19 protein-coding genes and 1 riboswitch are annotated in these 23,010 nt (G+C 70.5%); of the genes, 7 read left to right on the top strand and 12 right to left on the bottom strand.

The window, feature by feature from the left end; genetic code table 11:
- Nucleotides 1–73 precede the first annotated feature (73 nt).
- Nucleotides 74–976, bottom strand: a complete 903-nt coding sequence (locus tag HET64_RS01075; RefSeq protein ID WP_215101215.1) for an LLM class flavin-dependent oxidoreductase — start codon at nt 974–976, stop codon at nt 74–76.
- Between the two features lie 148 nt (nt 977–1,124).
- On the opposite strand from HET64_RS01075, the gene HET64_RS01070 reads away from it, so the two are divergent.
- Entirely contained in the window at nt 1,125–1,982 is an 858-nt protein-coding gene (locus HET64_RS01070; protein ID WP_308369706.1) for a Cof-type HAD-IIB family hydrolase, read from the top strand.
- 120 nt (nt 1,983–2,102) lie between these two features.
- Here the strand turns inward: HET64_RS01070 and HET64_RS01065 are convergent, their stop codons facing one another.
- From HET64_RS01065 to hisC, 5 genes are all read right to left on the bottom strand, one after another.
- The gene (locus tag HET64_RS01065) at nt 2,103–3,809 is read right to left on the bottom strand and encodes a GAF domain-containing sensor histidine kinase (protein ID WP_215101212.1); all 1,707 of its coding nucleotides are present in this window, start codon (nt 3,807–3,809) and stop codon (nt 2,103–2,105) included.
- A 102-nt stretch (nt 3,810–3,911) separates the two neighbouring features.
- Nucleotides 3,912–7,439, bottom strand: coding sequence for a thiol reductant ABC exporter subunit CydD (cydD, locus tag HET64_RS01060; protein WP_215101210.1), 3,528 nt, complete (start codon nt 7,437–7,439; stop codon nt 3,912–3,914).
- Nucleotides 7,440–7,524: 85 nt separating this feature from the next.
- Nucleotides 7,525–8,526 carry a cytochrome d ubiquinol oxidase subunit II gene (gene cydB, locus HET64_RS01055; protein ID WP_215101208.1) on the bottom strand — a complete coding sequence of 334 codons (1,002 nt, stop codon included), beginning with the start codon at nt 8,524–8,526 and terminating at the stop codon, nt 7,525–7,527.
- Between the two features lie 16 nt (nt 8,527–8,542).
- Nucleotides 8,543–10,054, bottom strand: a complete 1,512-nt coding sequence (locus tag HET64_RS01050; RefSeq protein WP_215101206.1) for a cytochrome ubiquinol oxidase subunit I — start codon at nt 10,052–10,054, stop codon at nt 8,543–8,545.
- Between the two features lie 271 nt (nt 10,055–10,325).
- Entirely contained in the window at nt 10,326–11,405 is a 1,080-nt protein-coding gene (gene hisC / locus HET64_RS01045) for a histidinol-phosphate transaminase (protein ID WP_215101204.1), read from the bottom strand.
- Between the two features lie 405 nt (nt 11,406–11,810).
- Here hisC and HET64_RS01040 point away from each other — a divergent pair, with 405 nt between their 5' ends.
- The 3 genes from HET64_RS01040 to HET64_RS01030 all read left to right on the top strand — a co-directional run bounded on the left by HET64_RS01040 (nt 11,811) and on the right by HET64_RS01030 (nt 15,304).
- Nucleotides 11,811–12,923, top strand: coding sequence for a LacI family DNA-binding transcriptional regulator (locus HET64_RS01040; protein WP_006126041.1), 1,113 nt, complete (start codon nt 11,811–11,813; stop codon nt 12,921–12,923).
- 159 nt (nt 12,924–13,082) lie between these two features.
- Nucleotides 13,083–14,270, top strand: coding sequence for a metallophosphoesterase (locus HET64_RS01035; RefSeq protein ID WP_374105524.1), 1,188 nt, complete (start codon nt 13,083–13,085; stop codon nt 14,268–14,270).
- Between the two features lie 203 nt (nt 14,271–14,473).
- On the top strand, nt 14,474–15,304 hold the full coding sequence (locus tag HET64_RS01030) for a hypothetical protein (protein WP_215101200.1): 831 nt from the start codon (nt 14,474–14,476) through the stop codon (nt 15,302–15,304).
- An 80-nt stretch (nt 15,305–15,384) separates the two neighbouring features.
- Here HET64_RS01030 and HET64_RS01025 read toward each other — a convergent pair whose 3' ends face one another.
- Nucleotides 15,385–15,738 (bottom strand): DUF805 domain-containing protein, encoded by a 354-nt coding sequence (locus HET64_RS01025; protein WP_215101198.1) that lies wholly within the window; start codon nt 15,736–15,738, stop codon nt 15,385–15,387.
- A 283-nt stretch (nt 15,739–16,021) separates the two neighbouring features.
- Between HET64_RS01025 and HET64_RS01020 the strand changes: the two genes are divergently transcribed.
- Nucleotides 16,022–16,777: a hypothetical protein gene (locus tag HET64_RS01020; RefSeq protein ID WP_215101196.1), complete on the top strand. Its 756-nt coding sequence runs from the start codon at nt 16,022–16,024 to the stop codon at nt 16,775–16,777.
- 14 nt (nt 16,778–16,791) lie between these two features.
- Here the strand turns inward: HET64_RS01020 and thiC are convergent, their stop codons facing one another.
- The gene (gene thiC / locus HET64_RS01015; RefSeq protein WP_215101194.1) at nt 16,792–18,582 is read right to left on the bottom strand and encodes a phosphomethylpyrimidine synthase ThiC; all 1,791 of its coding nucleotides are present in this window, start codon (nt 18,580–18,582) and stop codon (nt 16,792–16,794) included.
- Nucleotides 18,575–18,708, bottom strand: a riboswitch (TPP riboswitch). (Overlaps the previous gene by 8 nt.)
- 70 nt (nt 18,709–18,778) lie before the next feature.
- On the opposite strand from thiC, the gene HET64_RS01010 reads away from it, so the two are divergent.
- Nucleotides 18,779–20,125 (top strand): YibE/F family protein, encoded by a 1,347-nt coding sequence (locus HET64_RS01010; RefSeq protein ID WP_215101192.1) that lies wholly within the window; start codon nt 18,779–18,781, stop codon nt 20,123–20,125.
- 23 nt (nt 20,126–20,148) lie between these two features.
- Here the strand turns inward: HET64_RS01010 and HET64_RS01005 are convergent, their stop codons facing one another.
- The 4 genes from HET64_RS01005 to HET64_RS00990 all read right to left on the bottom strand — a co-directional run bounded on the left by HET64_RS01005 (nt 20,149) and on the right by HET64_RS00990 (nt 22,525).
- Nucleotides 20,149–20,586: an SsgA family sporulation/cell division regulator gene (locus tag HET64_RS01005; RefSeq protein ID WP_024263706.1), complete on the bottom strand. Its 438-nt coding sequence runs from the start codon at nt 20,584–20,586 to the stop codon at nt 20,149–20,151.
- A 101-nt stretch (nt 20,587–20,687) separates the two neighbouring features.
- A complete protein-coding gene (locus HET64_RS01000; RefSeq protein ID WP_285801812.1) occupies nt 20,688–21,464 on the bottom strand; it encodes an IclR family transcriptional regulator in 777 nt (258 codons plus the stop codon).
- Between the two features lie 383 nt (nt 21,465–21,847).
- Nucleotides 21,848–22,060, bottom strand: a complete 213-nt coding sequence (locus HET64_RS00995; protein WP_012380063.1) for a DUF5326 family protein — start codon at nt 22,058–22,060, stop codon at nt 21,848–21,850.
- 147 nt (nt 22,061–22,207) lie between these two features.
- Complete coding sequence (locus tag HET64_RS00990) at nt 22,208–22,525, bottom strand: cupin domain-containing protein (protein WP_069743704.1); 318 nt, start codon at nt 22,523–22,525, stop codon at nt 22,208–22,210.
- An 87-nt stretch (nt 22,526–22,612) separates the two neighbouring features.
- Between HET64_RS00990 and HET64_RS00985 the strand changes: the two genes are divergently transcribed.
- Nucleotides 22,613–22,990, top strand: a complete 378-nt coding sequence (locus tag HET64_RS00985; protein WP_215101190.1) for a phage holin family protein — start codon at nt 22,613–22,615, stop codon at nt 22,988–22,990.
- The last annotated feature ends 20 nt before the right edge of the window (nt 22,991–23,010 follow it).

Raw genomic sequence — 23,010 nt, 5'->3', positions numbered from 1 at the left:
CCGGGACCGTCACGACCGGTCCGATCCCCACGCTCCCCGTAGGAGGCAGACCCCGCGCTCCTCGCCCCCGCCGCTACGCCAGCTGCGCGGGCGCCTCGGTCGCGATGCGCTCGAAGACCTTCGGGTCGACGTCGAAGACCGAGTCCGGGATCGGGGCGTGGATGACGATCTCGGTGAAGCCCAGCTCCGCGTGGCGCCCCGCGAAGTCGACGAACGCGTCCACGGACTCCAACGGGCCGTTGCGGTCCGGGGTGAAGGCGGTGAGCAGGATCCGGTCCAGCTCGGATGCGTCCCGGCCGATCTCCGCGCAGGCCGCCGTGAGCCTCTCGTTCTGCCCCCGCAGCGCGGCCCGTGACTCCTCCGGGGTGCCGTTCTCGTAGAGCTTGGGGTCGCCGGTGGTGACCCAGGCCTGCCCGTGGCGGGCGGCGAGCTTCAGGCCGCGCGGTCCGGTCGCGGCGACCGCGAAGGGCAGCCGGGGCCGCTGGACACAGCCGGGGATGTTGCGGGCCTCCTCCGCGGCGTAGTGCTTCCCCTGCTCGGTCACCGCGTCCTCGGTGAGCAGCCGGTCCAGGAGCGGGACGAACTCGGCGAAGCGGTCGGCGCGTTCGCGCGGGGTCCAGGCGTCCTGGCCCAGGGCGGTGGCGTCGAAGCCGCTGCCCCCGGCGCCGATACCGAGGGTGACCCGGCCGCCCGAGATGTCGTCCAGGGAGATCAGCTCCTTGGCCAGCGTGACCGGGTGGCGGAAGTTCGGCGAGGTCACGAGGGTGCCCAGCCGCAGGCGTTCGGTGGCCGTCGCCGCGGCGGTGAGCGTGGGCAGCGCCCCGAACCACGGGCCGTCCCGGAAGGTCCGCCAGGACAGGTGGTCGTAGGTGTAGGCGGTGTGGAAGCCCAGCTCCTCCGCGCGCTGCCAGCGGTCGCGACCGCCCTCGTTCCAGCGATATACGGGAAGGATCACGGTGCTCAGGCGGGGACTCATGCCCCTGAGCCTACGACCGTACGCACGCGTGACGGCGGCCCGATGGCTTTGGCATATGCCAGAGGACTTTTCCGCAGATCAGCGTCCTACCCACTCAGATGTGCGCCCCTCCGCACGCACGTGCACCGTTGTGGGCGAGAATGGCCCGGTGACCTCAGTGACCGATACGCCTCTTCCCGCCGTGACCCGGCTGATCGCCACCGACCTCGACGGCACCCTGCTGCGCGACGACAAGACGCTGTCCGCGCGCACACTCGCGGCCCTCGCGGCGGCCGAGGAGGCCGGGATCGAGGTCTTCTTCGTCACCGGCAGGCCGGCCCGCTGGATGGACGTCGTGCGGGACCACGTCCAGAGCCACGGTACGGCGATCTGCGCCAACGGCGCCGTGGTCACCGACCTGCGGACGGACGGCGACCTGCTCTCCGTACGGCCGCTGGAGCGCGCAGCCGCCCTGCACGTCGTGCGCACCCTGCGCGAGAGGGCCCCCGGCACCTCCTTCGCCGTCGAGATGACCACCGGCATCAACTACGAACCGGCCTACCCGCCCTTCCACCTGGATCCGGGCGCGACCGTGGCCGTCGCCGAGAAGCTGCTGCACGAGGACGCCCCGGACACCGGCGCGCCGGTGATCAAGCTGCTGGCCCACCACACCGAGCTGTCCCCCGACGCCTTCCTCACCCTGGCCCGTACGGCCGCCGGCGACCGGGCCGCCTTCACCCGCTCCAGCCCCTCCGCGCTCCTGGAGGTCAGCGGGCTCGGCGTCTCCAAGGCCACCACGCTCGCCGCCTGTTGTGCCGAGCGCGGCATCTCGCCCGCCGAGGTGGTCGCCTTCGGCGACATGCCCAACGACATCGAGATGCTCAGCTGGGCCGGCGCCTCCTTCGCGATGGGCAACGCCCACCCGGACGCGGTGGCCGCCGCCTCGGGGCGGACCGCGACCAACGAGGAGGACGGGGTGGCGGTCGTCATCGAGCGGATCCTCGCCACCCGCGCAGAGACCCGCTGAAACCTTTCGGCACAACAGCACACAGGCACACCGGCAGGCTGGAACACCGCCTCGCAGGCCTGCTAGAGCCCGCGAGGCGGTGTTCCGCCCGGCCCCCGCAGGGTCACCGTCGCACCGCCCTCACAGCGGCGCCTCCCACACCACCGTCGTCCCTCCGCCGCCCTCCCCGATCCCCGGTTCGATCCGGCTCGACCCGCCCAGGGACTCGGCCCGGCGGGCCAGGTTGCGCAGCCCGCTGCGGCGGCCGCCCTCCGGGATGCCCACCCCGTCGTCGGCCACCGAGAGGCGTACCGCCGCCCGCCCGTCCGGCAGGGTCACCGTCGCGTCGACGACCACATCGATCAGCGACGCCCCCGCGTGCCGGAACGCGTTGGAGAGGGCCTCGCGCAGCGCGGCGACCAGGTTCTTGCCGGTCAGCTCGCCGACGAGCGAGTCCACCGGACCCAGAAAGCGGTGCGAGGGCTTGAAGCCGAGCGGGACGGCCGCCATGTTGATCTCCCGCAGCACACGGGTGCGCAGCCCCGACGGGGCCTCGGCCGGTTCCTGCTGGAGCGCGAAGATGGCCGTACGGATCTCCTGGATCGTCACGTCCAGTTCGTCCACGGCCCGGCCGACGCCGGTCCGCACCTCGGGCACCACCGACCGACGCTGGGCGCTCTCCAGCATCATTCCGGTGGCGAACAGCCGCTGGATGACCAGGTCGTGGAGGTCGCGGGCGATCCGGTCGCGGTCCTCGTACACCGCGAGCCGCTCCCGGTCCCGCTGCGCCTCGGCCATCATCAGCGCGAGCGCCGCCTGGGAGGCGAACTGGGTGGCGAGCGTCCGCTCGGTCTCCGTGAACGGGCGCGCGCCCCGCGCGCGGGGGGTGGCCAGCGCACCGAGCACCCGCCCGCCGCTGTGGAGCGGCAGCATCATGCTGGGGCCGAACCGGTCGGCCAGCCTGGTGATCATCCGGCTGTCGGTGGCCGAGTCGTCGATGAACACCGCCTCGCCCGCCAGAAGTTTCGCCACCACCGCGCTCCGGGGCGGGATGATCACGCCGAGCGAGGACGCGGGGTCGTCGGACGAGACGGCGACGATCTCCAGGCCGCCGTCCTCGGCGGGCAGCAGCACGATCCCGGCGGCGGAGTCGGCGAGCCGGCGGGCCTGTTCGGCGACCACGGACAGCGCCTCGTCGGCGTCCCCGCCCGACAGGAGGGCCGTGGTGACCGCGACCGAACCGTCGATCCAGTGCTCCCGCTGCCGCGCGGCCTCGTACAGCCGGGCGTTGCCGATGGCGATCCCGGCCTCCGTGGCGAGCACCCGGACCATGTGGAGGTCGTAGTCGCTGAATTCGGCGCCGTCCTGCTTCTCGGCCAGGTAGAGGTTGCCGAAGACATCCCCCTGGACCCGGATGGGCACCCCCAGGAAGGTCCGCATCGAGGGGTGCCCCGGCGGGAAGCCCGCGGCCCGGGGATCGGTGGACAGATCGGCCAGCCGGACCGGGGCGGGGTCGTGGATCAGCGCGCCGAGCAGACCCCGGTGGCCGTCGGGGCGTCGCCCGATCGCCTCGGCCACCTCCTGCGGAACGCCGTGGGTGACGAAGTCCGACAGTCCTTCGCCCAGCTCGTCGACGACGCCGATGGCTGCGTACCGGGCGTGGGCGAGCTCGGCCGCCGTCTCGCAGATCCGGTCCAGGGTGGAGTGCAGCTCCAGCCCCGCGCCGATGGAACGCATCGCCTCCAGGAGCTGCGGCACCCGCGCGGTCAGCTCGGTGGACAGACCCTGGAGGCTGCGGGTGGCCCGGGTGGCGGCGTCGAGGGAGTCCTGCGGGTCGGGCTCTGCCATGGACCGAGCCTAGTTAGTACCGAAAGGGGGCGATAGTCGAGAATGCGCTCGACGGGCGAAGGGGCACCGGTCGTCCGGGCCCCGGATCCGGTGCGGCCGCCGCTATCGGACCCCCGCCCCGACCGTCTCCCGTTCGCGCTCCAGCATGCGGCGCAGCGGCCCGTCCTCGGCGGCGAGTTCGGCGTACGGTCCGCGCTGCACGACCCGGCCCGCGTCCAGCACCAGCACCTCGTCGACCGTGTCGAGGCCGGTCAGCCGGTGGGTGATCAGTACCGTCGCACGGCCCCGGGTCGCGTCCAGCAGGTCGGCGGTGAGGGCGTCGGCGGTCGGCAGGTCGAGGTGTTCGGCCGGCTCGTCCAGGACGAGTACGGGGAAGCCCGCGAGCAGCGCGCGGGCCAGCGCGAGGCGCTGGCGCTGGCCGCCGGAGAGCCGGGCGCCGTGCTCGCCCACCGGAGTGTCGAGCTCCTCCGGCAGGGCCAGCACCCAGTCCAGGAGCCGGGCCCGGGAGAGCGCGTCGAGCAGTTCGGCGTCGGTCGCCCCGGGGCGGGCCAGCCGCAGGTTCTCGCGGATCGTGCTGTCGAAGACGTGCGCGTCCTGGGCGCACAGCCCGACCGAGCGCCGGACCGTCTCCGACTCCAGCGCGGACGCCTCGACGCCGCCGAGCCGGTACGTCCCGGACGAGGCGTCCAGGAAGCGCAGCAGGACCTGGGCGAGCGTCGTCTTGCCCGAGCCGGAGGGGCCTACGACCGCGATGCGCCGCCCGGGCGTCAGCGTCAGGTCGAGCGAGGTCAGCGCGTCGTGCCGGGCCCCCGGGTAGCGGGCGCTCAGCCCCCGCGCCTCCAGCGGGAAGGGCGACGCGGGCTCCTCGGCGGGAGCCTCGGGCTCCCGTACGGGCACGGGGGCGTCCAGCACCTCGAACACCCGCTCAGCGCTCCGGGCGACGCGCTGGCGGTACTGCACGGCGAGCGGCAGCCCGGTGACGGCCTCGAAGGCGGCGAGCGGGGTCAGCACCACCACGGCGAGCGCGACACCGGACAGCCGGCCGTCCTGCACCGCGGGGACGGCGACGGTCGCGGCGGCCACCACGGTGAGCCCGCAGACCAGGGCGGACAGCCCGCCGCCCAGTGCCGTCGCGGCGGCGGCGCGCGAGGCGATCCGGGTCAGCAGCGTGTCGGCCGCGCGCAGCCGCGTCTGCCGGGCGGGCAGCGCGCCCGCGACGGTCAGTTCGGCGGTGGCGCCCAGGAGGTCGGTGACCCGGGTGGCCAGGGCGGCACGGGCGGGTGCGAGCTGACGCTCCGTACGGCGGGCGCAGGCGCCGCTGACGATCGGGACGCCGACCCCGGCGACCAGCAGCCCCACGGCAAGGATCACACCCGCCTCCGGGAGCAGCCAGCCGGTGAATCCGGCGGCCGCGGTCCCCACCACGACGGCGGTGCCGACGGGCAGCAGCCAGCGCAGCCAGTAGTCCTGGAGCGCGTCCACATCGGCGACGAGCCGGGACAGCAGGTCCCCGCGCCTGGTGGCACGCAGGCCCCCGGGGGCGATGCGTTCGAGACCCCGGTAGACGGAGACCCGCAGGTCGGCGAGGAGCTTCAGGACGGCGTCGTGCGAGACGAGCCGCTCGGCGTAGCGGAAGACCGCCCTGCCGATGCCGAAGGCGCGGGTCGCGGTGACCGCCATCATCAAGTACATGACCGGCGGCTCTTCGGAGGCGCGGGAGATCAGCCAGCCGGAGACCGCCATGAGCCCCACGGCCGACCCGACCGCCAGGCTGCCGAGCAGCAGGGCCAGGGTCAGTCGTCCCCGCTGCGCGCCGGCCGCCTCGCGGACCCGGGCGAGCACCCGTCCCGGACGGGTCCCCGTCGGGACGGGGGAGCCGAGGGAATCCAGGGGGCGCGCGGTAGGCGGTTCGCCGCCGGCGAGAGGCTCCGGGACGGCGGGGCCCGGGGCCGCGAGGCCCGCGCCGGGCTCCCCGTACGTCTCCGTACGCACGTCGGTACGCGGCTCCAGGGTCACCACGCGGTCGGCGACCGCCAGCAGGGCCGGGCGGTGGACGACCAGCAGCACGGTCCGCCCGGCGGCCAGCCTCCGTACGGCGTCGACGATGCCCGCCTCGCTCTCGCCGTCCAGGCTCGCGGTCGGCTCGTCCAGCAGCAGGAGCGGCCGGTCGGCGAGGAACGCCCGGGCGAGGGCGAGGCGCTGGCGCTGGCCTGCGGAGAGTCCGGCGCCGTCCTCGCCCAGGGCCGTCCGCATCCCGTCGGGCAGCGCCGCGACGAAGTCGTACGCGCCCGCGTCCCGCAGCGCCGCGAGGACCGCCTCGTCGTCGGCGTCGGGCCGCGCGAGGCGCACGTTCTCGGCGATGGTGTCCGCGAAGAGGTGGGGGCGCTGGGGGACCCAGGCGATACGGCTCCGCCACTGTTCGAGGTCCAGGTCCGCGAGGTCCCGGCCGCCGACCCGGACATGCCCCTCGTCGGGTTCGGCGAACCCGAGGAGCACGTTCAGCAGGGTGGACTTGCCGACCCCGCTCGGGCCGACCAGGGCGACGGTCTCCCCCGGCTCCACGGTGAGCGACGCGGCGTCCAGCGAGGGTTCGGCGCGGCCCTCGTGGCGTACGGTCACGTCCGCCAGTTCCAGGCGCAGCGCGTCCGGGACGTCCTCGGTGCCCGAGGCCCGGGGTTCGGTCTCCAGGACCGTGAAGATCTCCTCTGCGGCCGACAGGCCCTCGGCCGCCGCGTGGTACTGCGCTCCGACCTGGCGGATCGGCAGATACGCCTCCGGGGCCAGGATCAGGACCACCAGACCGGTGTAGAGGTCGAGTTCGCCGTGGACGAGCCGCATGCCGATCGTCACGGCGACGAGGGCCACCGACAGGGTCGCCAGCAGCTCCAGGGCGAACGAGGACAGGAAGGCGATCCGCAGGGTGCGCAGGGTGGCCCGGCGGTAGTCGGAGGTGATGGTACGGATCGACTCGGCCTGGGCCTTGGCCCGCCCGAAGACCTTCAGGGTCGGCAGCCCGGCGACGACGTCCAGGAAGTGCCCGGAGAGCCGGGACAGCAGCTGCCACTGACGGTCCATCCGGGACTGGGTGGCCCAGCCGATCAGGATCATGAAGAGCGGGATGAGCGGCAGTGTGACGACGATGATCGCCGCCGACACCCAGTCCTCGGTGACGATCCGGGCGAGCACCGCCACGGGCACCACGACGGCGAGTCCGAGCTGCGGGAGATAGCGGGCGAAGTAGTCGTCGAGCGCGTCGATGCCCCGGGTCGCCAGCGCGACGAGCGAACCGGTGCGCTGCCCGCTCAGCCAGTCGGGGCCCAGCCGCGCGGCCCGCTCCAGGAGCCGGCCGCGCAGTTCGGACTTGACGGCCGCGCTGGCACGATGGGCCGCCAGTTCGGTGAGCCAGGCGACGAAGGCCCGGCCGAGGGCTACTGCGGCGAGCAGGAGAAGGGGGGTGCGCAGCGCGGTGACCGTGAGTCCGCCCTCGAAACCGCCCACCACGATCTCGGCGATGAGCATCGCCTGGGCGATCACCAGCAGGGCGCCGACCAGGCCGAGAGCCACCACGGCCGCCAGGAAGAGGCGGGTGGCGCGTGCGTGGTGGAGCAGACGCGGATCGATCGGTTTCACGTGAAACATCCCCCCGGCGGGGTCGGTGAACTCTGCGGGATGGTGAGCTGCGCGGGCGGCGCGGGCCCGCGGCAGCTCACCGGAGTCAGTGCGCGTCGGCGATGTGCTGGGTGCCGATGCGCTTGCGGAAGACCCAGTAGGTCCAGCTCTGGTAGAGCAGCACGATGGGCGTGGCGATACCCGCGCACCAGGTCATGATCTTGAGCGTGTACGGGCTGGACGAGGCGTTGGTGACCGTGAGGTTCCAGGCGTCGTTCAGCGAGGACGGCATGACGTTCGGGAAGAGCGTCAGGAAGAGCATCGCGACCGCCGCCGCGATCGTCACGCCCGAGAACGCGAACGACCAGCCCTCGCGGCCCTTGGCGATGGCCCCGATCGCGGCCAGGAGCGCCACCACCGCCACGATCATGGCCCCCAGGCTCCAGGCGTCACCGTTGTCCGCCTGCGTCCAGACCAGGAAGCCCAGCGCGAGCACCGCGGTGACCGGCCCCAGCTTCAGCGCCAGTGCGCGGGCCCGGACCCGGATGTCTCCCGCCGTCTTGAGGCCGGCGAACACCGCCCCGTGGAAGGTGAAGAGGGTGAGGGTGGCGAGACCGCCGAGGATCGCGTACGGGTTGAGGAGGTCCCAGAAGTTGCCGACGTACTCCATGTCGGCGTCGATCTTCACTCCTCGCACGATGTTCCCGAACGCCACGCCCCACAGCACCGCGGGAATCAGGGAGGTCCAGAAGATCGCTGTCTCCCAGTTCGTCTGCCACCGCTCCTCGGGCCGCTTGGCGCGGTACTCGAAGGCGACGCCGCGCACGATCAGGCAGAACAGGATGATCAGCAGCGGCAGGTAGAAGCCGGAGAACAGGGTGGCGTACCACTCGGGGAAGGCGGCGAAGGTCGCGCCGCCGGCGCTGAGCAGCCAGACCTCGTTGCCGTCCCAGACGGGCCCGATCGTGTTGATCAGGACCCGCCGCTCCTTGCGGTCGCGGGCCAGCAGCTTGGTGAGGACCCCGATGCCGAAGTCGAATCCCTCCAGGAAGAAGTAGCCGGTCCAGAGGACGGCGATGAGCACGAACCAGACGTTGTGGAGTTCCATCTCTCAGCTCCTGTACTCAGTACGAGAAGGCCATGGGGCGGTCGGCGTCTTCTTCGTCGTGCCCGCCGATCTTCGTGGGCGGGTTGAGATCGTCTTCGGTGAGTTCCGGCGGCCCGGCCTTGATGTACTTCACGAGCAGCTTCACCTCGATCACGGCGAGCACCGCGTACAGCAGGGTGAAGACGATCATCGAGGTGATGACCTCGCCCTGCGAGACACCGGGGGAGACCCCCGCACGGGTCTGGAGCACCCCGTAGACGACCCACGGCTGGCGGCCCATCTCGGTGAAGATCCAGCCCCAGGAGTTGGCGATCAGCGGGAAGAGCAGCGTCCAGAGTGCGACGACCCAGTAGAGCTTGGTGAGCCTCGGGCTCAGCGCCTTGTTCTTGAAGAGGACCAGATGGGGCACCTCGTCCTCACCGGTCCGCAGCGCCGGTGGCAGCAGGAACTTCTTCCGGGTCAGCCAGAGCCCCAGGAGGCCGAGGCCGAAGGAGGCCATACCGAAGCCGATCATCCACCGGAAGCTCCAGAACGCGACCGGGATGTTGGGACGGTAGTCGCCGGGCCCGTACTTCTCCTGCGCCTCCTTGTTGAGGTCGTTGATGCCGGGGACGTACGAGTTCGGGTCGTTGTTGGAGAGGAAGGACAGCACTCCGGGGAGCGAGATCTCCACGGAGTTGTGGCCCTGGCTGACGTCCCCGTACGCGAAGATCGAGAACGGCGCCCGCTCCTGGCCGTCCCACAGGGCCTCGGCGGCGGCCATCTTCATCGGCTGCTGGCGGAACATGACCTTGGCCAGGCTGTCGCCGCTGACGGCGGTGAGCAGTCCGGCGGCCACCACGGTGATCAGCCCCAGGCGCAGCGAGGTGCGCATCACCGGGATGTGCTTCTTGCGCGCCAGGTGGAACGCGGCGATGCCGACCATGAAGGCCCCGCCGACCAGGAACGCCGCCGTGATGGTGTGGAAGAACTGGGTGACCGCGGTGTCCTGGGTGAGCACCCGCCAGAAGTCGGTGAGCTCGGCGCGGCCGCGCTCCTCGTTGATCCGGTAGCCGACCGGGTGCTGCATCCAGGAGTTGGCCGCCAGGATGAAGTAGGCGGAGAGGACCGTGCCGATCGAGACCATCCAGATGCAGGCGAGATGGATCTTCTTCGGCAGCTTGTCCCAGCCGAAGATCCACAGACCGATGAAGGTGGACTCGAAGAAGAAGGCGATCAGCGCCTCGAAGGCGAGCGGAGCGCCGAAGACGTCACCGACGAAGCGCGAGTAGTCGGACCAGTTCATGCCGAACTGGAACTCCTGGACGATGCCCGTCACGACGCCCATGGCGATGTTGATCAGGAACAGCTTGCCCCAGAACTTGGTCGCCCTGAGGTACTTCTCCTTCTCCGTCCGCACCCAGGCGGTCTGCAGGCCCGCGGTGAGCGCGGCGAGCGAGATCGTCAGCGGGACGAAGAGGAAGTGGTAGACGGTGGTGATGCCGAACTGCCATCGCGCCAGGGTCTCCGGCGCCAGAGCGAGGTCCACGTCGTCAGTCTCCTTACATCGCCGAGATCGGACCGGCACTATGCCCCTTTGATCCCACCCATTACGGGAGCAAGCGGGGCACGCTTGTGAACGCGTTCACATTCACAAGCAATTATGGCGCACACACTTTCGGACCCTTCGCCGGGGGTACCCCTTTTCGGCCCCGGACCTCAGAACCGGCCCCCAGAACCGGCCCCGGCACCCACGCAAAGGGCCCCGGACCTCACGATCGAGGTCCGGGGCCACCCGGCCGTACAGGCGCGTGCGGGCGCTACAGCTCCGCGCGGAACGCCTCCGCCGCCTTCAGGAAGAGGTCGTTGCCCTCGTTCTCGCCGATCGAGACCCGGACGCCCTCGCCCTTGAAGGGCCGCACGACCACCCCGGCCCGCTCACAGGCCCCGGCGAAGTCGAGGGTCCGCTCGCCGAGCCGCAGCCAGACGAAGTTCGCGTGCGACTCCGGCACCGTCCAGCCCTGGCGCACCAGCTCCGCGCTCACCCGGGTGCGCTCGGCGACCAGCGAGCCCACCCGGCCCAGCAGCTCGTCCTCCGCGCGCAGGGAGGCCACCGCGGCGTCCTGGGCGAGCTGGCTCACGCCGAACGGGACGGCGGTCTTGCGCAGCGCCGCGGCCACCGGCTCGTGGGCCACCGCGAAGCCGACCCGCAGCCCGGCCAGACCGTACGCCTTGGAGAAGGTCCGCAGCACCGCCACGTTGGGGCGGTCCCGGTAGATCTCGATGCCGTCCGGCACCTCGGCGTCGCGGATGAACTCCTTGTACGCCTCGTCGAGTACCACCAGCACATCGCTCGGCACCCGGTCGAGGAACCGTTCCAGCTCGGCCCGGCGCACCACCGTGCCGGTGGGGTTGTTGGGGTTGCAGACGAAGATCAGCCGGGTCCGGTCGGTGATCGCCTCCGCCATCGCGTCGAGGTCGTGCACCTCGCCGTCGGTCAGCGGGACCTTCACCGAGGTCGCACCGCTGACCTGCGTGATGATCGGGTACGCCTCGAAGGACCGCCAGGCGTAGATGACCTCGTCGCCGGGTCCGGAGGTGGCCTGGAGCAGCTGCTGGGCCACCCCCACCGACCCGGTGCCGGTGGCGAGATGCGTCAAGGGCACACCGAAGCGGTCGGCCAGCTCGTTCATCAGGCCGGTGCACGCCATGTCCGGGTAGCGGTTGAAGTTCCCCGCGGCGGCGAGCGCCGACTCCAGTACCCCCGGCAGCGGCGGATAGGGATTCTCGTTGGAGGACAGCTTGTACGCGACCGGTCCACCGGCCGCCGCCGGCTTCCCCGGCACATAGGCGGGAACGCCGTCCAGCTCGGCGCGCAGCTTGGGGCTCGTCTCGCTCACCGCAGGTCCTCCTCGACCGTCCGTTCACAGCAATACTGCACACCTTAAGAGGATTGGGCCCCGCTGCGAATGGCCGGAGCGGGAAATCGACCGCAGTGCCCGGGAATGGGACCTCGCGCGAGGCCGGTCCGGGGCCTCTGCCAGGGGGAGTGTTCCGCGTTCCGGCGCGCGCCGGTGGCTCGCGCCGTAGCGCGCGTCCCCCGAAGTGGTGAGTTGAGACCTCTTCGAGACATCACACATTCAGCAGGCTGCCGCCCCTCAGTACCTGAAACACCTATGCAATAGCAGCCAACTCCCTTGTATTAAAAGGATTCTGATGGGTAGTGACCTTGCAGAAACGTGCCTGTCAACGTGCGCATATGCGACCGGACCGACCACCCCTCGGAGCCCTACTATCGGCTCGCCATGACAGCAGCAGGGAAGCACCAGGTGAGCCGGACGGAGACCCCCCGGCGCAGCGGCCGGCCAGGACGGGCGGGGATCCGTGATGTGGCCGCCGCGGCCGGAGTCTCGATCACGACCGTCTCCGACGCGCTCAACGGCAAGGGCAGGCTCCCGGACGCCACCCGCCGCCATGTCCGCGAGGTCGCCGAGCGCCTGGGCTACCGCCCGTCCGCCGCGGCCCGAACCCTCCGTACGGGCAAGTCGGGCCTGATCGGCCTGACCGTGACCACGTACGGGAATGAACCTTTCACCTTCACCGAATTCGCGTACTTCGCGGAGATGGCGAGAGCCGCGACCTCCGCGGCGCTCGCCCGCGGCTACGCCCTCGTCATCCTCCCCGCCACCTCCCGGCACGACGTCTGGTCGAACGTCGCGCTCGACGGGACCGTCGTCATCGACCCCTCCGACCAGGACCCGGTCGTCACCGAACTCGTCCGCCAGGGACTGCCCGTGGTCTCGGACGGCCGCCCGGCCGGGACGCTCCCCGTCACCGCCTGGGTCGACAACGACCACCGGGCCGCCGTGCTCGACCTCCTCGATCATCTCGCCGCCGCCGGAGCCCGCCGTATCGGCCTGCTGACCGGCAACACCACCGACACGTACACCCGGTTGTCCACGACCGCCTACCTCCACTGGTGCGAGCGGGTCGGCCAGGATCCCGTCTACGAGTCCTACCCGGCCCACGACCCCTGCGCGGGGGCGGTCGCCGCCGACCGGCTGCTCGCCCGCCCGGACCGCCCCGACGCGGTCTACGGGCTCTTCGACCCCAATGGGACGGATCTCCTCGCGGCGGCCCGCCGCTACGGGCTGCGGGTCCCCGAGGACCTGCTGCTGGTCTGCTGCAGCGAGTCCACCGTGTACGCGGCCACCGAGCCGCCCATCACGACGCTCTCGCTGAAGCCCCGCCGCATCGGCACGGCCGTCGTCCAGCTCCTCATCGACGCCATCGAAGGAGTCGAGCACGACGGGCCGGTGGAGCAGGTCATACCGACGGAGCTCATCGTCCGGACCTCCTCGCAACGACGTCCACCGCGCACCACGGTCAGCGCGCCGCGCTCCCCCAGCGGGGACTGATCATCTCTTTTCGGACCAATCAGCCGGTGAACCGAGCGTGCGCCCGGATTCACCACCCCTGGTGCGTCACACAGATCGATCCGCATTCCTATGATGGGCGCACGACACCGCGGACCACCTCTACCAGGCAGGGCCCGTCAGGTGTACGGCGGCGCGACGGTGGTGGAGGGGTCGATGACTCAGGGGGCCGGTCAGGAACCCGTGGTGCGGACGGCGACGTTGCGTGACTTCCGGGTTCCGCCGTATGCGCAGACACCCGTGCCACCGCAGGCACAGGCGGCACCTCCTTCCCCGGTGCCACCGCGGGCGCCGGAACCGAACCCTCCGGCGCCCGGCGCCTCCGTGCCCCCGGCGATGCCGCCGCGCGCTCCCGCCCCGCCCCGGCCGCCGCATCCCGGCAACGCCGTCGTGGGCGACGAGCAGCCGGAGGGCTACACCCCGACCGAGCGGGACCTCCCGGTCATCCGTCGCGGTGACACCGTCCAGGTGCGGACCGTTCCCGAGCCGCGCCCCGTGGCCGAGGACAGCCGCGGCCCGCTGTTCGTCGTCGGCGACGTCCACGGCTACCTGGACGAGCTGATCGCCGCCCTCGGCGCGCAGGGCCTCATCGACGCCGACGGGAACTGGGCCGCGGGCAACGCCCGCCTGTGGTTCCTCGGCGACTTCACCGACCGCGGGCCCGACGGCATCGGGGTCATCGACCTCGTCATGCGGCTCTCCGCCGAGGCGGCGGCGGCCGGCGGCTACTGCAAGGCCCTGATGGGCAACCACGAGCTGCTGCTGATCGGCGCCAAGCGGTTCGCCGACACCCCCGTCAACTCCGGGGCGGGCACCGCCACCTTCCAGGCCGCCTGGCTGCTCAACGGCGGCCAGAAGACCGACATGGAGCGCCTCCAGGACGTCCACCTCCAGTGGATGTCCCGGCTCGACGCGGTCGTCGAGGAGGACGGGCATCTGCTGATGCACTCCGACACGACGGCCTACCTCGACTACGGGTCCACCATCGAGGACGTCAATGACACGATCACAGCCATTCTCACGCGCAATGACGCCGACGAGTGCTGGGACCTCTTCCGCAAGCTCACCAAGCGGTTCGCCTTCCGGGACGAGGGCGGCGCCCAGGCGGTGCGCGAGCTGCTGACGACGTACGGCGGACAGCGCGTCGTCCATGGTCACAGCCCCATTCCGTACCTCCTGGGCGAGGTCGGCACGGAGGACGGCGAGGACAGCGCGGGCCCCGTGATCAATGGCCCGCACGTGTACGCGGACGACCTCGCCATCGCCATGGACGGCGGAGTGACCATGGCCGGAAAGCTCCTGGTGGTCCAACTCCCGCTGCATGACTGACCGTCGGCGGGGAAGGCGCTTCAGGTTCCGCCTGCGCCGACCTCGCCGATCGACGGGCCCGTCACCGGGCCCAATTCTGGAAACACCCTGTCACCCCGTGCCGTGAGCGCTCTACCATCGGCGTATCAGTGGCAGGCTCTCCTCCGTTTCCGCCCGATCGCCCGGTCCACGCGGGCAGCCGGGCACCGACGGAGCATCGGGGGATGCAGATGACAAGCGCTCCGCACCTGCTGGCCGAGGACGGACCCGAGTACGAGCGGATCCTGGGCGACGCACTGCGCCACGCTCATGAACGCCCGGACCTGGAGGGCGTCGGGGACCGGCTCAACACCGAACAGCTGCGCACCATGGCGCTCAGCGCCACGGCGCTGATCACCGCGGCCGCGGCCACCGAGTACGAGCACTACGTGAAGGCCCGCGGCGAACTGCGCCGCGCGGCGACCGCGGAAGGGATCGACGGTGGCCCGGCCACGGACGGGCCGCAGAGCACGGCGGCCGGTTCGGGCGCCGGCATAGGCGCGGTCATCACGGTCCTGACCCCGCTGCTGGCCGGCTCCGCGGCCGTCATCTTCCTGCTCGTCGGCTACCTGCTGAAGGCGGTCGGCCCGTCGGTGACCCTCGGCCGCTCGATGGTCGCGGCCGGGTGGTTCTTCGCGGCGGTCGCCGCCGCGGCGATCCTGGTCGCGGCCGTCGGGCTGCTCGTCACCGCGCTCCGCAACGGCGCGACGTCGCTGGCCGCCGAGAACGAGGAGCAGGAGCTTCCGGAGGACGTCGCGCGGGCCAGGGAGGCGTGGCGCCACGCCCTGCTGGAGCGCGGCATCCTGCCGTTCCTCCGGGACGCCCTGGCCGACCCCACCGCGGGGCCCGCCGCACGGACCCCGCACCGTTCGCCCAACCGCATCCCGAAGGTCGGCTACAGCAGGCCGGACTTCTCCGGCCCGGACGACGGCCCGGCGGCCGGCCCCCGGCCGACCTTCACCAGCCCCGATTTCACGAGCCCGGACTTCGGCGGACCGGAGCACCGGCCGGACTGAGGTCCGGGTACGGCGAAGGCCGGGGCGGCGGTGTGCCGCGCCCGGCCTCACGGTGCTCCGGAACGTACCGGAGCCGTTGATCAGACGGCCGGAGCCAGCTTCGGGTTGGCACCGTGCTGGTTCGTCTCCGGCTTGCCCTCCGAGGCGAGGAAGACGAGCAGGATGATGGCGCCGACCAGCGGGACGAACGAGATGAAGAACCACCAGCCCGAGCGGCCGGTGTCGTGCAGACGACGGACCATGACCGCCAGCGACGGAACGATGACCGCGGCGAGGTAGAGGTAGTACGGGATCTGCGTGTCGATCGCCATGCCGAGCACCGTCAGCACCACGGCGATGATGAAGTTGAAGAGCGCGAACATCCAGTACTCCTTGCGGCGCGCGCGTCCGCTGAAGCCTGCGTAGTTCTTGAGTACGTCCAGGTACCAGTTCACTGTGATTCCCTCCCCGGCCCCCCGTTTCGAGGGGCACCAATTTCAAGCCAAGCAAGCCGGAAAGTAAGTCACAGATAAGGAAAGGGTCAAGCGCAGGTGAGCTGCGGACCAAACGTACATAGAGCTGCCACACGACTGTGTCCATACTGTCGCTTAACAAGACAGTCAACCAGGTCAAACCATTGCGAAACAGTCGTAGTTACTCGGTAAGCCATAGAACACCCATAGCTCCTGGCCGGATCGGGTCAGCAACACCGGTCGGAAGCAGATCCCCAAGGCCTACATGGTGGACAGCGACTTCGCCCTGAACGGCACCGATGGGGAGCGCGGGGAAAAGATCCACCTCAGCGGCGGCAGGCCGGACGGGGCCGACCTGCCCCGCGCGGACACCGCGCCGAAGACGCTGGCGCCGGGCGACTCGTACGACACCTGTGTCACCTACGCACTGCCCGGGAGCGTCGGCGTGCTCTCGCTGACGCACAACGCCGACGGCCACCTCGACGAGGGTGGCACGGTCGCCACCTGGCCCGTCGAGGGCGGACTTGAGGCGGTGTCCGCCGGTCTGAGGGAACCGGACGACGTCGTCCGTGTCCGGTGGGACGCCGGCGAGAACGCTATTGACACCGGCGAGAACGTCCTCGAACTGCCCGCCGGGCCGACATCCGTGAGCCGGGGCAGCGCGGCCGACCTCGCGGGCCTGGACCTCGACCTCAACGAGAACGAGCGGCGCGGCGTCCCGTACTACGTGTCGGTCACCTACACCAATCCCGGCCCCGAAGACCTCTCCACCGGCCAGGTCGACAACGTCAGTCTGCTCACCGAGGGCGGTCGGCAGATCGAGGGGAAGACCCCCTTCGGCGTCGGCACGAGGATCCCCGGCTGTCCGTCCGACTGGGTCGCCCGGATGATCCGGCCGGGCGAGAGCGTGACGGAGTGCAGCATCCACATGGTGACGGACGACGGCGACAAGCCGTTCGCGGTGGGCTTCGCGGAGGCGGGCCGGCCAGGACTGGTGACCTGGCGGGCCCCCCTCCGCTGAGGCGGCCGGCCGAATCAGTCGGCGATGGGCAGGTAGACCCGGTTGCCGGCGGCCGCGAACTCCTTCGACTTCTCGGCCATGCCCTCCTCGATCTCCTCCTGCGAGCCACCGTGCTGACGCCGGATGTCCTGGGAGATCTTCATCGAGCAGAACTTCGGCCCGCACATCGAGCAGAAGTGCGCCGTCTTCGCCGGTTCGGCGGGCAGCGTCTCGTCATGGAACTCCCGGGCCGTGTCGGGGTCGAGGGCCAGGTTGAACTGGTCCTCCCAGCGGAACTCGAAGCGCGCGTCGGAGAGCGCGTCGTCCCACTCCTGCGCACCCGGGTGCCCCTTGGCCAGGTCGGCCGCGTGGGCGGCGATCTTGTACGTGATGACGCCCGTCTTCACGTCGTCCCGGTTCGGCAGCCCCAGGTGCTCCTTGGGCGTGACGTAACAGAGCATCGCGGTGCCCCACCAGGCGATCATCGCGGCACCGATGCCGGAGGTGATGTGGTCGTAGGCGGGCGCGACGTCCGTGGTCAGCGGGCCGAGCGTGTAGAACGGCGCCTCCTCGCAGATCTCCTGCTGGAGGTCGATGTTCTCCTTGATCTTGTGCATCGGGACGTGCCCGGGGCCCTCGATCATGGTCTGGACACCGAACCGCTTCGCGATCGTGTTCAGCTCGCCCAGCGTGCGCAGCTCGGCGAACTGCGCCTCGTCGTTGGCGTCCGCGATCGAACCGGGACGCAGTCCGTCGCCCAGGGAGTAGGTGACGTCGTACGTCGCGAGGATCTCGCAGAGCTCCTCGAAGCGCTCGTAGAGGAACGACTCCTTGTGGTGGGCGAGACACCAGGCCGCCATGATCGAGCCGCCGCGCGAGACGATGCCGGTCTTGCGGCGGGCCGTCAGCGGGACGTACGGCAGGCGCACACCGGCGTGCACCGTCATGTAGTCCACGCCCTGCTCGGCCTGTTCGATGACGGTGTCCTTGTAGATCTCCCAGGTCAGCTCCTCGGCCCGGCCGTCGACCTTCTCCAGGGCCTGGTAGAGCGGGACGGTGCCGATCGGCACGGGGGAGTTGCGCAGCACCCATTCACGGGTGGTGTGGATGTTGCGGCCGGTGGACAGGTCCATGACCGTGTCGGCGCCCCACTTCGTCGCCCAGGTCATCTTGTCCACCTCCTCCTCGATGGAGGAGGTGACGGCCGAGTTGCCGATGTTGGCGTTGACCTTCACCAGGAACCGCTTGCCGATGATCATCGGCTCGATCTCGGGGTGGTTGACGTTGACCGGAAGCACCGCCCGGCCCTGCGCGATCTCCTCGCGGACGACCTCGGGCTCCACGTTCTCCCGGATCGCCACGTACTCCATCTCCGGGGTGATCTCCCCCCGCCGGGCGTACGCGAGCTGGGTGACGGGGCGTCCGTCGCGGCTGCGGCGCGGCTGGCGCGGGCGGCCGGGGAAGACGGCGTCGAGGTTGCGCAGTCCGCCGCGCGGCGAGGTGTGCTTGAGCCCGTCGTCCTCGGGGCGGGCCGGCCGGCCCGCGTACTCCTCGGTGTCGCCGCGGGCGATGATCCAGTTCTCCCGCAGGGGCGCGAGACCCCGGCGGACATCGGTGTCGATGGAGGGATCGGTGTACGGCCCGGACGTGTCGTACAGCGTCACGTCCTTGCCGTTGGTGAGGTGCACCTGTCGAACCGGCACCCGGAGGTCCGGGCGCGAGCCCTGGACGTACCCCTTGTGCCAGCCGATGGACTTCCCGGCCTCGTCGCCCTCGTTCTCGGCGTTCCGTTTCGAGGCAGGCGTGCGTGCGTCCGCTGTGGTCATGAGACCTACTCCCTACGCCGGCATTACCCGGTAACAGGTTCGGCGGTCGGCGCAGCGTGTCCCGTACGGATGTACGGCGATCAGCGCCCTCTCAGCCCGGTGCTCCGAGCTCCCGCGTGTGCAAAGGTGCCTCCACGCTAGCGTCCTTTCGGGCGAGCTGACCAGAGGGCCCTCCCGTTCTTGCGATGATCGCCCCGTGACCTCCCCCCAAAGCGACCCCGCACCCCAGCCGCCCCAGGGCCACAGCCACGGCCACACCCACAGCCACGGGCCGGCCGCGCCGGTCTCCCGGCACCTGCGCAAGGTCATCGCCGCCGTACTGATCCCGTTCGCGACGGCGGTCGTCGTCGGCCTGATCGCGTTCTGGCCCGGCGGCGCGCCCGACCACGAGCGCACCGGCGTCGGATTCGACCGGCAGACCCAGGACGGCAAGGTCGTCCAGGTCGTGAAGGTCGACTGCGCGGACGTCAACGCCGCGCAGGTGCCCCCGACCGGCGACACCTCCACGCCCTCGGGCCGCGAGGCCGTCAACGAGCAAGAGGGGGAGTGCGCGAAGGCCACCATCGAGGTGACCAGCGGCGACGACAAGGGCCGGAAGTTCGTCGAGGTGGTCCAGCCGGACGCGCCCCGACAGCTGAAGGAGGGTCAGGGCGTCGTCGTGGCGTACGCCCCCGACGCGCCGCGCGACCTCCAGTACTCCGTGACCGACGTGAACCGGAAGATCCCGATGGCGCTGCTGGCCGGGATCTTCGCGCTGGCGGTGGTCCTGGTGGGCAGGATGCGCGGGGTGATGGCGCTGGTGGCGCTGGTCGTGTCGTTCGCCGTGCTGACCCTGTTCATCCTGCCGGCGATCCTGCAGGGCTCGAACCCGCTGGTCGTGGCGGTGATCGGGGCCAGCGCGATCATGCTGGCGGCCCTCTATCTCTGCCACGGGGTGACGGCCCGTACGTCGGTCGCGGTCGTCGGCACGCTGATCTCACTGCTGCTGATCGGGCTGCTGGGCTCCCTGTTCATCGGCTGGGCGAGCCTGAGCGGCAACACCGACGACAACACCGGACTCATCCACGGCCTCTACCCGGACATCGATATGAGCGGGCTGCTGCTGGCCGGCATCATCATCGGTTCGCTCGGGGTGCTCGACGATGTGACGGTCACCCAGACCTCCGCCGTCTGGGAACTGCACCAGGCGGACCCGGAGATGGGTTGGAAGGGGTTGTACCGGGCAGGTATCCGGATCGGAAGGGACCACATCGCCTCGGTGGTCAACACCCTGGTGCTGGCGTACGCGGGCGCGGCGCTGCCGCTGCTGCTGCTCTTCTCCATCGCCCAGAGCGGTGTGGGGACGGTGGCCAACAGCGAGCTGGTCGCCGAGGAGATCGTCCGCACGCTGGTCGGGTCGATCGGCCTGGTCGCCTCGGTGCCGGTGACCACGGTGCTCGCGGCGCTGGTCGTCTCCGCGGACCGTACGGGGTCCGGCGGCGCCCGAACGGCTACGGCCGCACCCGCGCGGACGGGTCGGGGCCGTCGTCGTAAGACGGGGTGACGGGGCATCGGGTGCGCGCCCGGTCAGCCCGCGTTCTGCTCCTCGGCGAGGATGCGGCCGAGCGCGTCCTCCAGGTTCCCGTCGAAGTCACCCAGCGTGTGCTCCTGACCGAGCGGCACGAGCTTGTCCGTCCGGTCGAGAAACGCCACCAGCGGCGCCGTCCCCGCCCGGAACAGCGCACGGTCCGCGCCGACCTGGAGCCGGATGTGCACATCGCCGAGGCCCTCGGGCTCGGTCGGGCCGATGTGCACATCGCCGTCGCCACTGGGGCTGTTGAGCCCGTCCAGCAGCAGCTCGCGCCCGAACGCCCAGGTCACAGGGGCATCGCCGGGAAGGTGGAACGTCATCCGGATGGCGTACGGATCGCCGACCTCGTACCGGAGCTCCACCGGAATACGGAACGAGAGCTCCTCGGAGACGAGGAAGCTCATCATGACCTCTGCTTGAACCGACTCGCGCATCGTTCAACCCCGCAGTAGATGAATCTGGCCAGGAATGATCCCCCATGGCCCTATTGACGCCATCGTGGTGCACGCGATAGCAGATCACAAGGAGTGATTTTTCAGATACTGATAGAGAACACGAACGAACGCAAGAGGCTGGCGACTTCGCCACGTAGCTGTTCGACTGCGGGCAGCAACCGATCTTCCCGGTCCAGGGGTACGGAAATGGCCATCGCCGCAATGGTGGCACCGGCCGTGACGGGAATCGCGGCGCACACGGTCCCCAGTGCGTACTCCTGGCGTTCGATGACCGGTTCACCTCGTCGGAGGGTGCGCAGCCGCTCCAGAAGCGTGGCGCGATCTCGCACTGAGTAACGGGTGAGGGGGCGCACGGGGTGCCGGTCGAGGTGGTCCTCGCGTGCTCGTTCGTCGAGTTGGGCGAGCAGACACTGGCCGATGGCGTGCGCGTGGGCGGTTTCCCGGAACGAGGCCCACTCCTCCACGGCCGGGGTGTCGGGGGCGTCCGCGACCGCGATGAGATCGATCTCGCCGTCGCAGTAGACGGCGCAGTACACCGGGGCTCCGATGACGTCCCGCCAGTGGCCGAGGGAGTCGGCGACGGAGGCCGGGCGCGGGCGGCTCCGGACCCCGGGGGCGACGGTCAGGTTCTCGGCGGCCGCGCCGAAGAGGAAGACACCGTTCTCGCGGCGGAGATAGCCCTCATGGGTGAGGGTGCGCAGCAAGTGGTACGCGGTCGGGAGCGGAAGCCCCGCCTCACGTGCCAGTTGCTTGGCGGGCGCCCCGTCCCGATGGGTGCCCACAGCCTCCAGCAGCCTCAACGCCCGCTGAACCGAACCGATCAACGTCGGGACAGCGGTGCTAGATGCCGTGGTCAAGGGCCACCCCCAGGCATGGTGACGGGCCGTCGGCCCTCCCGTGGGGGCCGCCCCCACGGGCCTGCCGCGATCCCGAGGACCGGAGATCCGGCCCGTGACCGGTGAGGACCGGTCCGGGCGCCGACGATCGAAGGCCAACGACCGGACTGTCGTACCCAGGACCGATCAGGCGATCGATATGGTGACGGAAGGTCACATTCCGGATGGCGGCAGTGGTATGCCACTGTATCGGCCGCCTGCGGCAGACGGGTGGTTTCCTCCGGGACTTAGCTCTGCTGGGCTAATCCTCCCGTGCCGGCGCTGACCTCACCTCGTCCTGCGGGCCCGGGACGAACGGGCCGGACGGAACAGACCGGCCCCCGCGCCGGCCCGCGTTCCGTGTACTACCAGTCACCGCGCGAGGACGACGACGACATGAACTTGCGGACGACGAAGATCAGCCCGCCGACCACGACGACGAAGACCAGCACCTTGAAGAGCAGGCCGATCACGAAGCCGACGACGCTGGCGATCAGCCCGCCGAACACGAAGATCGCAATGACGGGCACCGCGATCCACTTCACCCACCAGGGCATTCCCGCGAATATCTCCCGCACGGCCATCGCCTCTACCTCGTCTCTCTGAGTCCTTGCCTCGATGCTAAAGGCGCGAAGGCCTCCCGCGGGGGCGGGCAGCCCTTGAAGACCCCTGATCGAGCCCCTAGGGATCCCCGGGACGGAAGCCCGGCTCCCGGGCGCCGGGAATCAGCCCTCGGGCGGCGAGAAGACGACCATCACCCGCAGATCCTCGGTGATGTGGTGGAACTTGTGGGCCACGCCCGCGGGCACGTAGACGACGCTTCCCCTGCCGACCTGCGTCGTCTCCGTCCCCACCGTGATCGATGCCCGCCCGCTGACGACGAAGTAGACCTCGTCCTGCTGGTGCGGCTGCTGCGGATCGAGCTCTCCCGCGTCCAGGGCGTACAGGCCGACGGACATATTGCGTTCCCGCACGAACTGCAGGTAGGCGCCGTCGTTGGCGGCCCGCTCCGCCTCCAGCTCGTCCAGTCTGAATGCCTTCATGACCCGTCCCGCCCCTTGTACCCACGCTGTCGGCTGTGCCCGCGCTGCCGGTGTCCACCACCGATCATGTCTGCCACGATCAGACACATGAAGAATTTCGTAGTCAAGACGATCGCCAACGCGGGTGCGCTGGCCGTTGCCATCTGGCTCATCGGCAACATCACGCTGGAGGGCGGCAGCACGGGCCGCAAGGTCCTCACCCTGATCCTGGTCGCGCTGATCTTCGGTCTGGTGAACTTCCTGGTGAAGCCGGTGGTCCAGCTGCTGACGTTCCCCTTGTTCATCCTGACGCTGGGGTTGATCACCCTGGTGGTCAACGCCCTGATGCTGATGCTGACCTCCTGGCTCGCCGGCGTGTTCGATCTCAGCTTCCACGTCGAGGGGTTCTGGACGGCGGTGCTCGGCGGACTGATCATCTCGGTCGTGTCCTGGGCGCTCAACGTCGTCCTGCCCGACGAGAACTGATTCCGGTATGCAGGATTCCG

The sequence above is a fragment of the Streptomyces sp. McG3 genome, from assembly GCF_018619185.1.
GTDB lineage: Bacteria > Actinomycetota > Actinomycetes > Streptomycetales > Streptomycetaceae > Streptomyces.
This window is presented reverse-complemented; position numbering and strand designations above follow the sequence as displayed.

What these genes read in the sequence shown, in the direction of transcription:
- HET64_RS01075 (WP_215101215.1), bottom strand. Translation starts at nt 976, where the DNA reads ATGAGTCCCCGCCTGAGCACCGTGATCCTTCCCGTATATCGCTGGAAC.
- HET64_RS01065 (WP_215101212.1), bottom strand. Translation starts at nt 3,809, where the DNA reads ATGGCAGAGCCCGACCCGCAGGACTCCCTCGACGCCGCCACCCGGGCC.
- cydB (WP_215101208.1), bottom strand. Translation starts at nt 8,526, where the DNA reads ATGGAACTCCACAACGTCTGGTTCGTGCTCATCGCCGTCCTCTGGACC.
- HET64_RS01040 (WP_006126041.1), top strand. Translation starts at nt 11,811, where the DNA reads ATGACAGCAGCAGGGAAGCACCAGGTGAGCCGGACGGAGACCCCCCGG.
- HET64_RS01030 (WP_215101200.1), top strand. Translation starts at nt 14,474, where the DNA reads ATGCAGATGACAAGCGCTCCGCACCTGCTGGCCGAGGACGGACCCGAG.
- HET64_RS01020 (WP_215101196.1), top strand. Translation starts at nt 16,022, where the DNA reads ATGGTGGACAGCGACTTCGCCCTGAACGGCACCGATGGGGAGCGCGGG.
- thiC (WP_215101194.1), bottom strand. Translation starts at nt 18,582, where the DNA reads ATGACCACAGCGGACGCACGCACGCCTGCCTCGAAACGGAACGCCGAG.
- HET64_RS01005 (WP_024263706.1), bottom strand. Translation starts at nt 20,586, where the DNA reads ATGCGCGAGTCGGTTCAAGCAGAGGTCATGATGAGCTTCCTCGTCTCC.
- HET64_RS00990 (WP_069743704.1), bottom strand. Translation starts at nt 22,525, where the DNA reads ATGAAGGCATTCAGACTGGACGAGCTGGAGGCGGAGCGGGCCGCCAAC.
- HET64_RS00985 (WP_215101190.1), top strand. Translation starts at nt 22,613, where the DNA reads ATGAAGAATTTCGTAGTCAAGACGATCGCCAACGCGGGTGCGCTGGCC.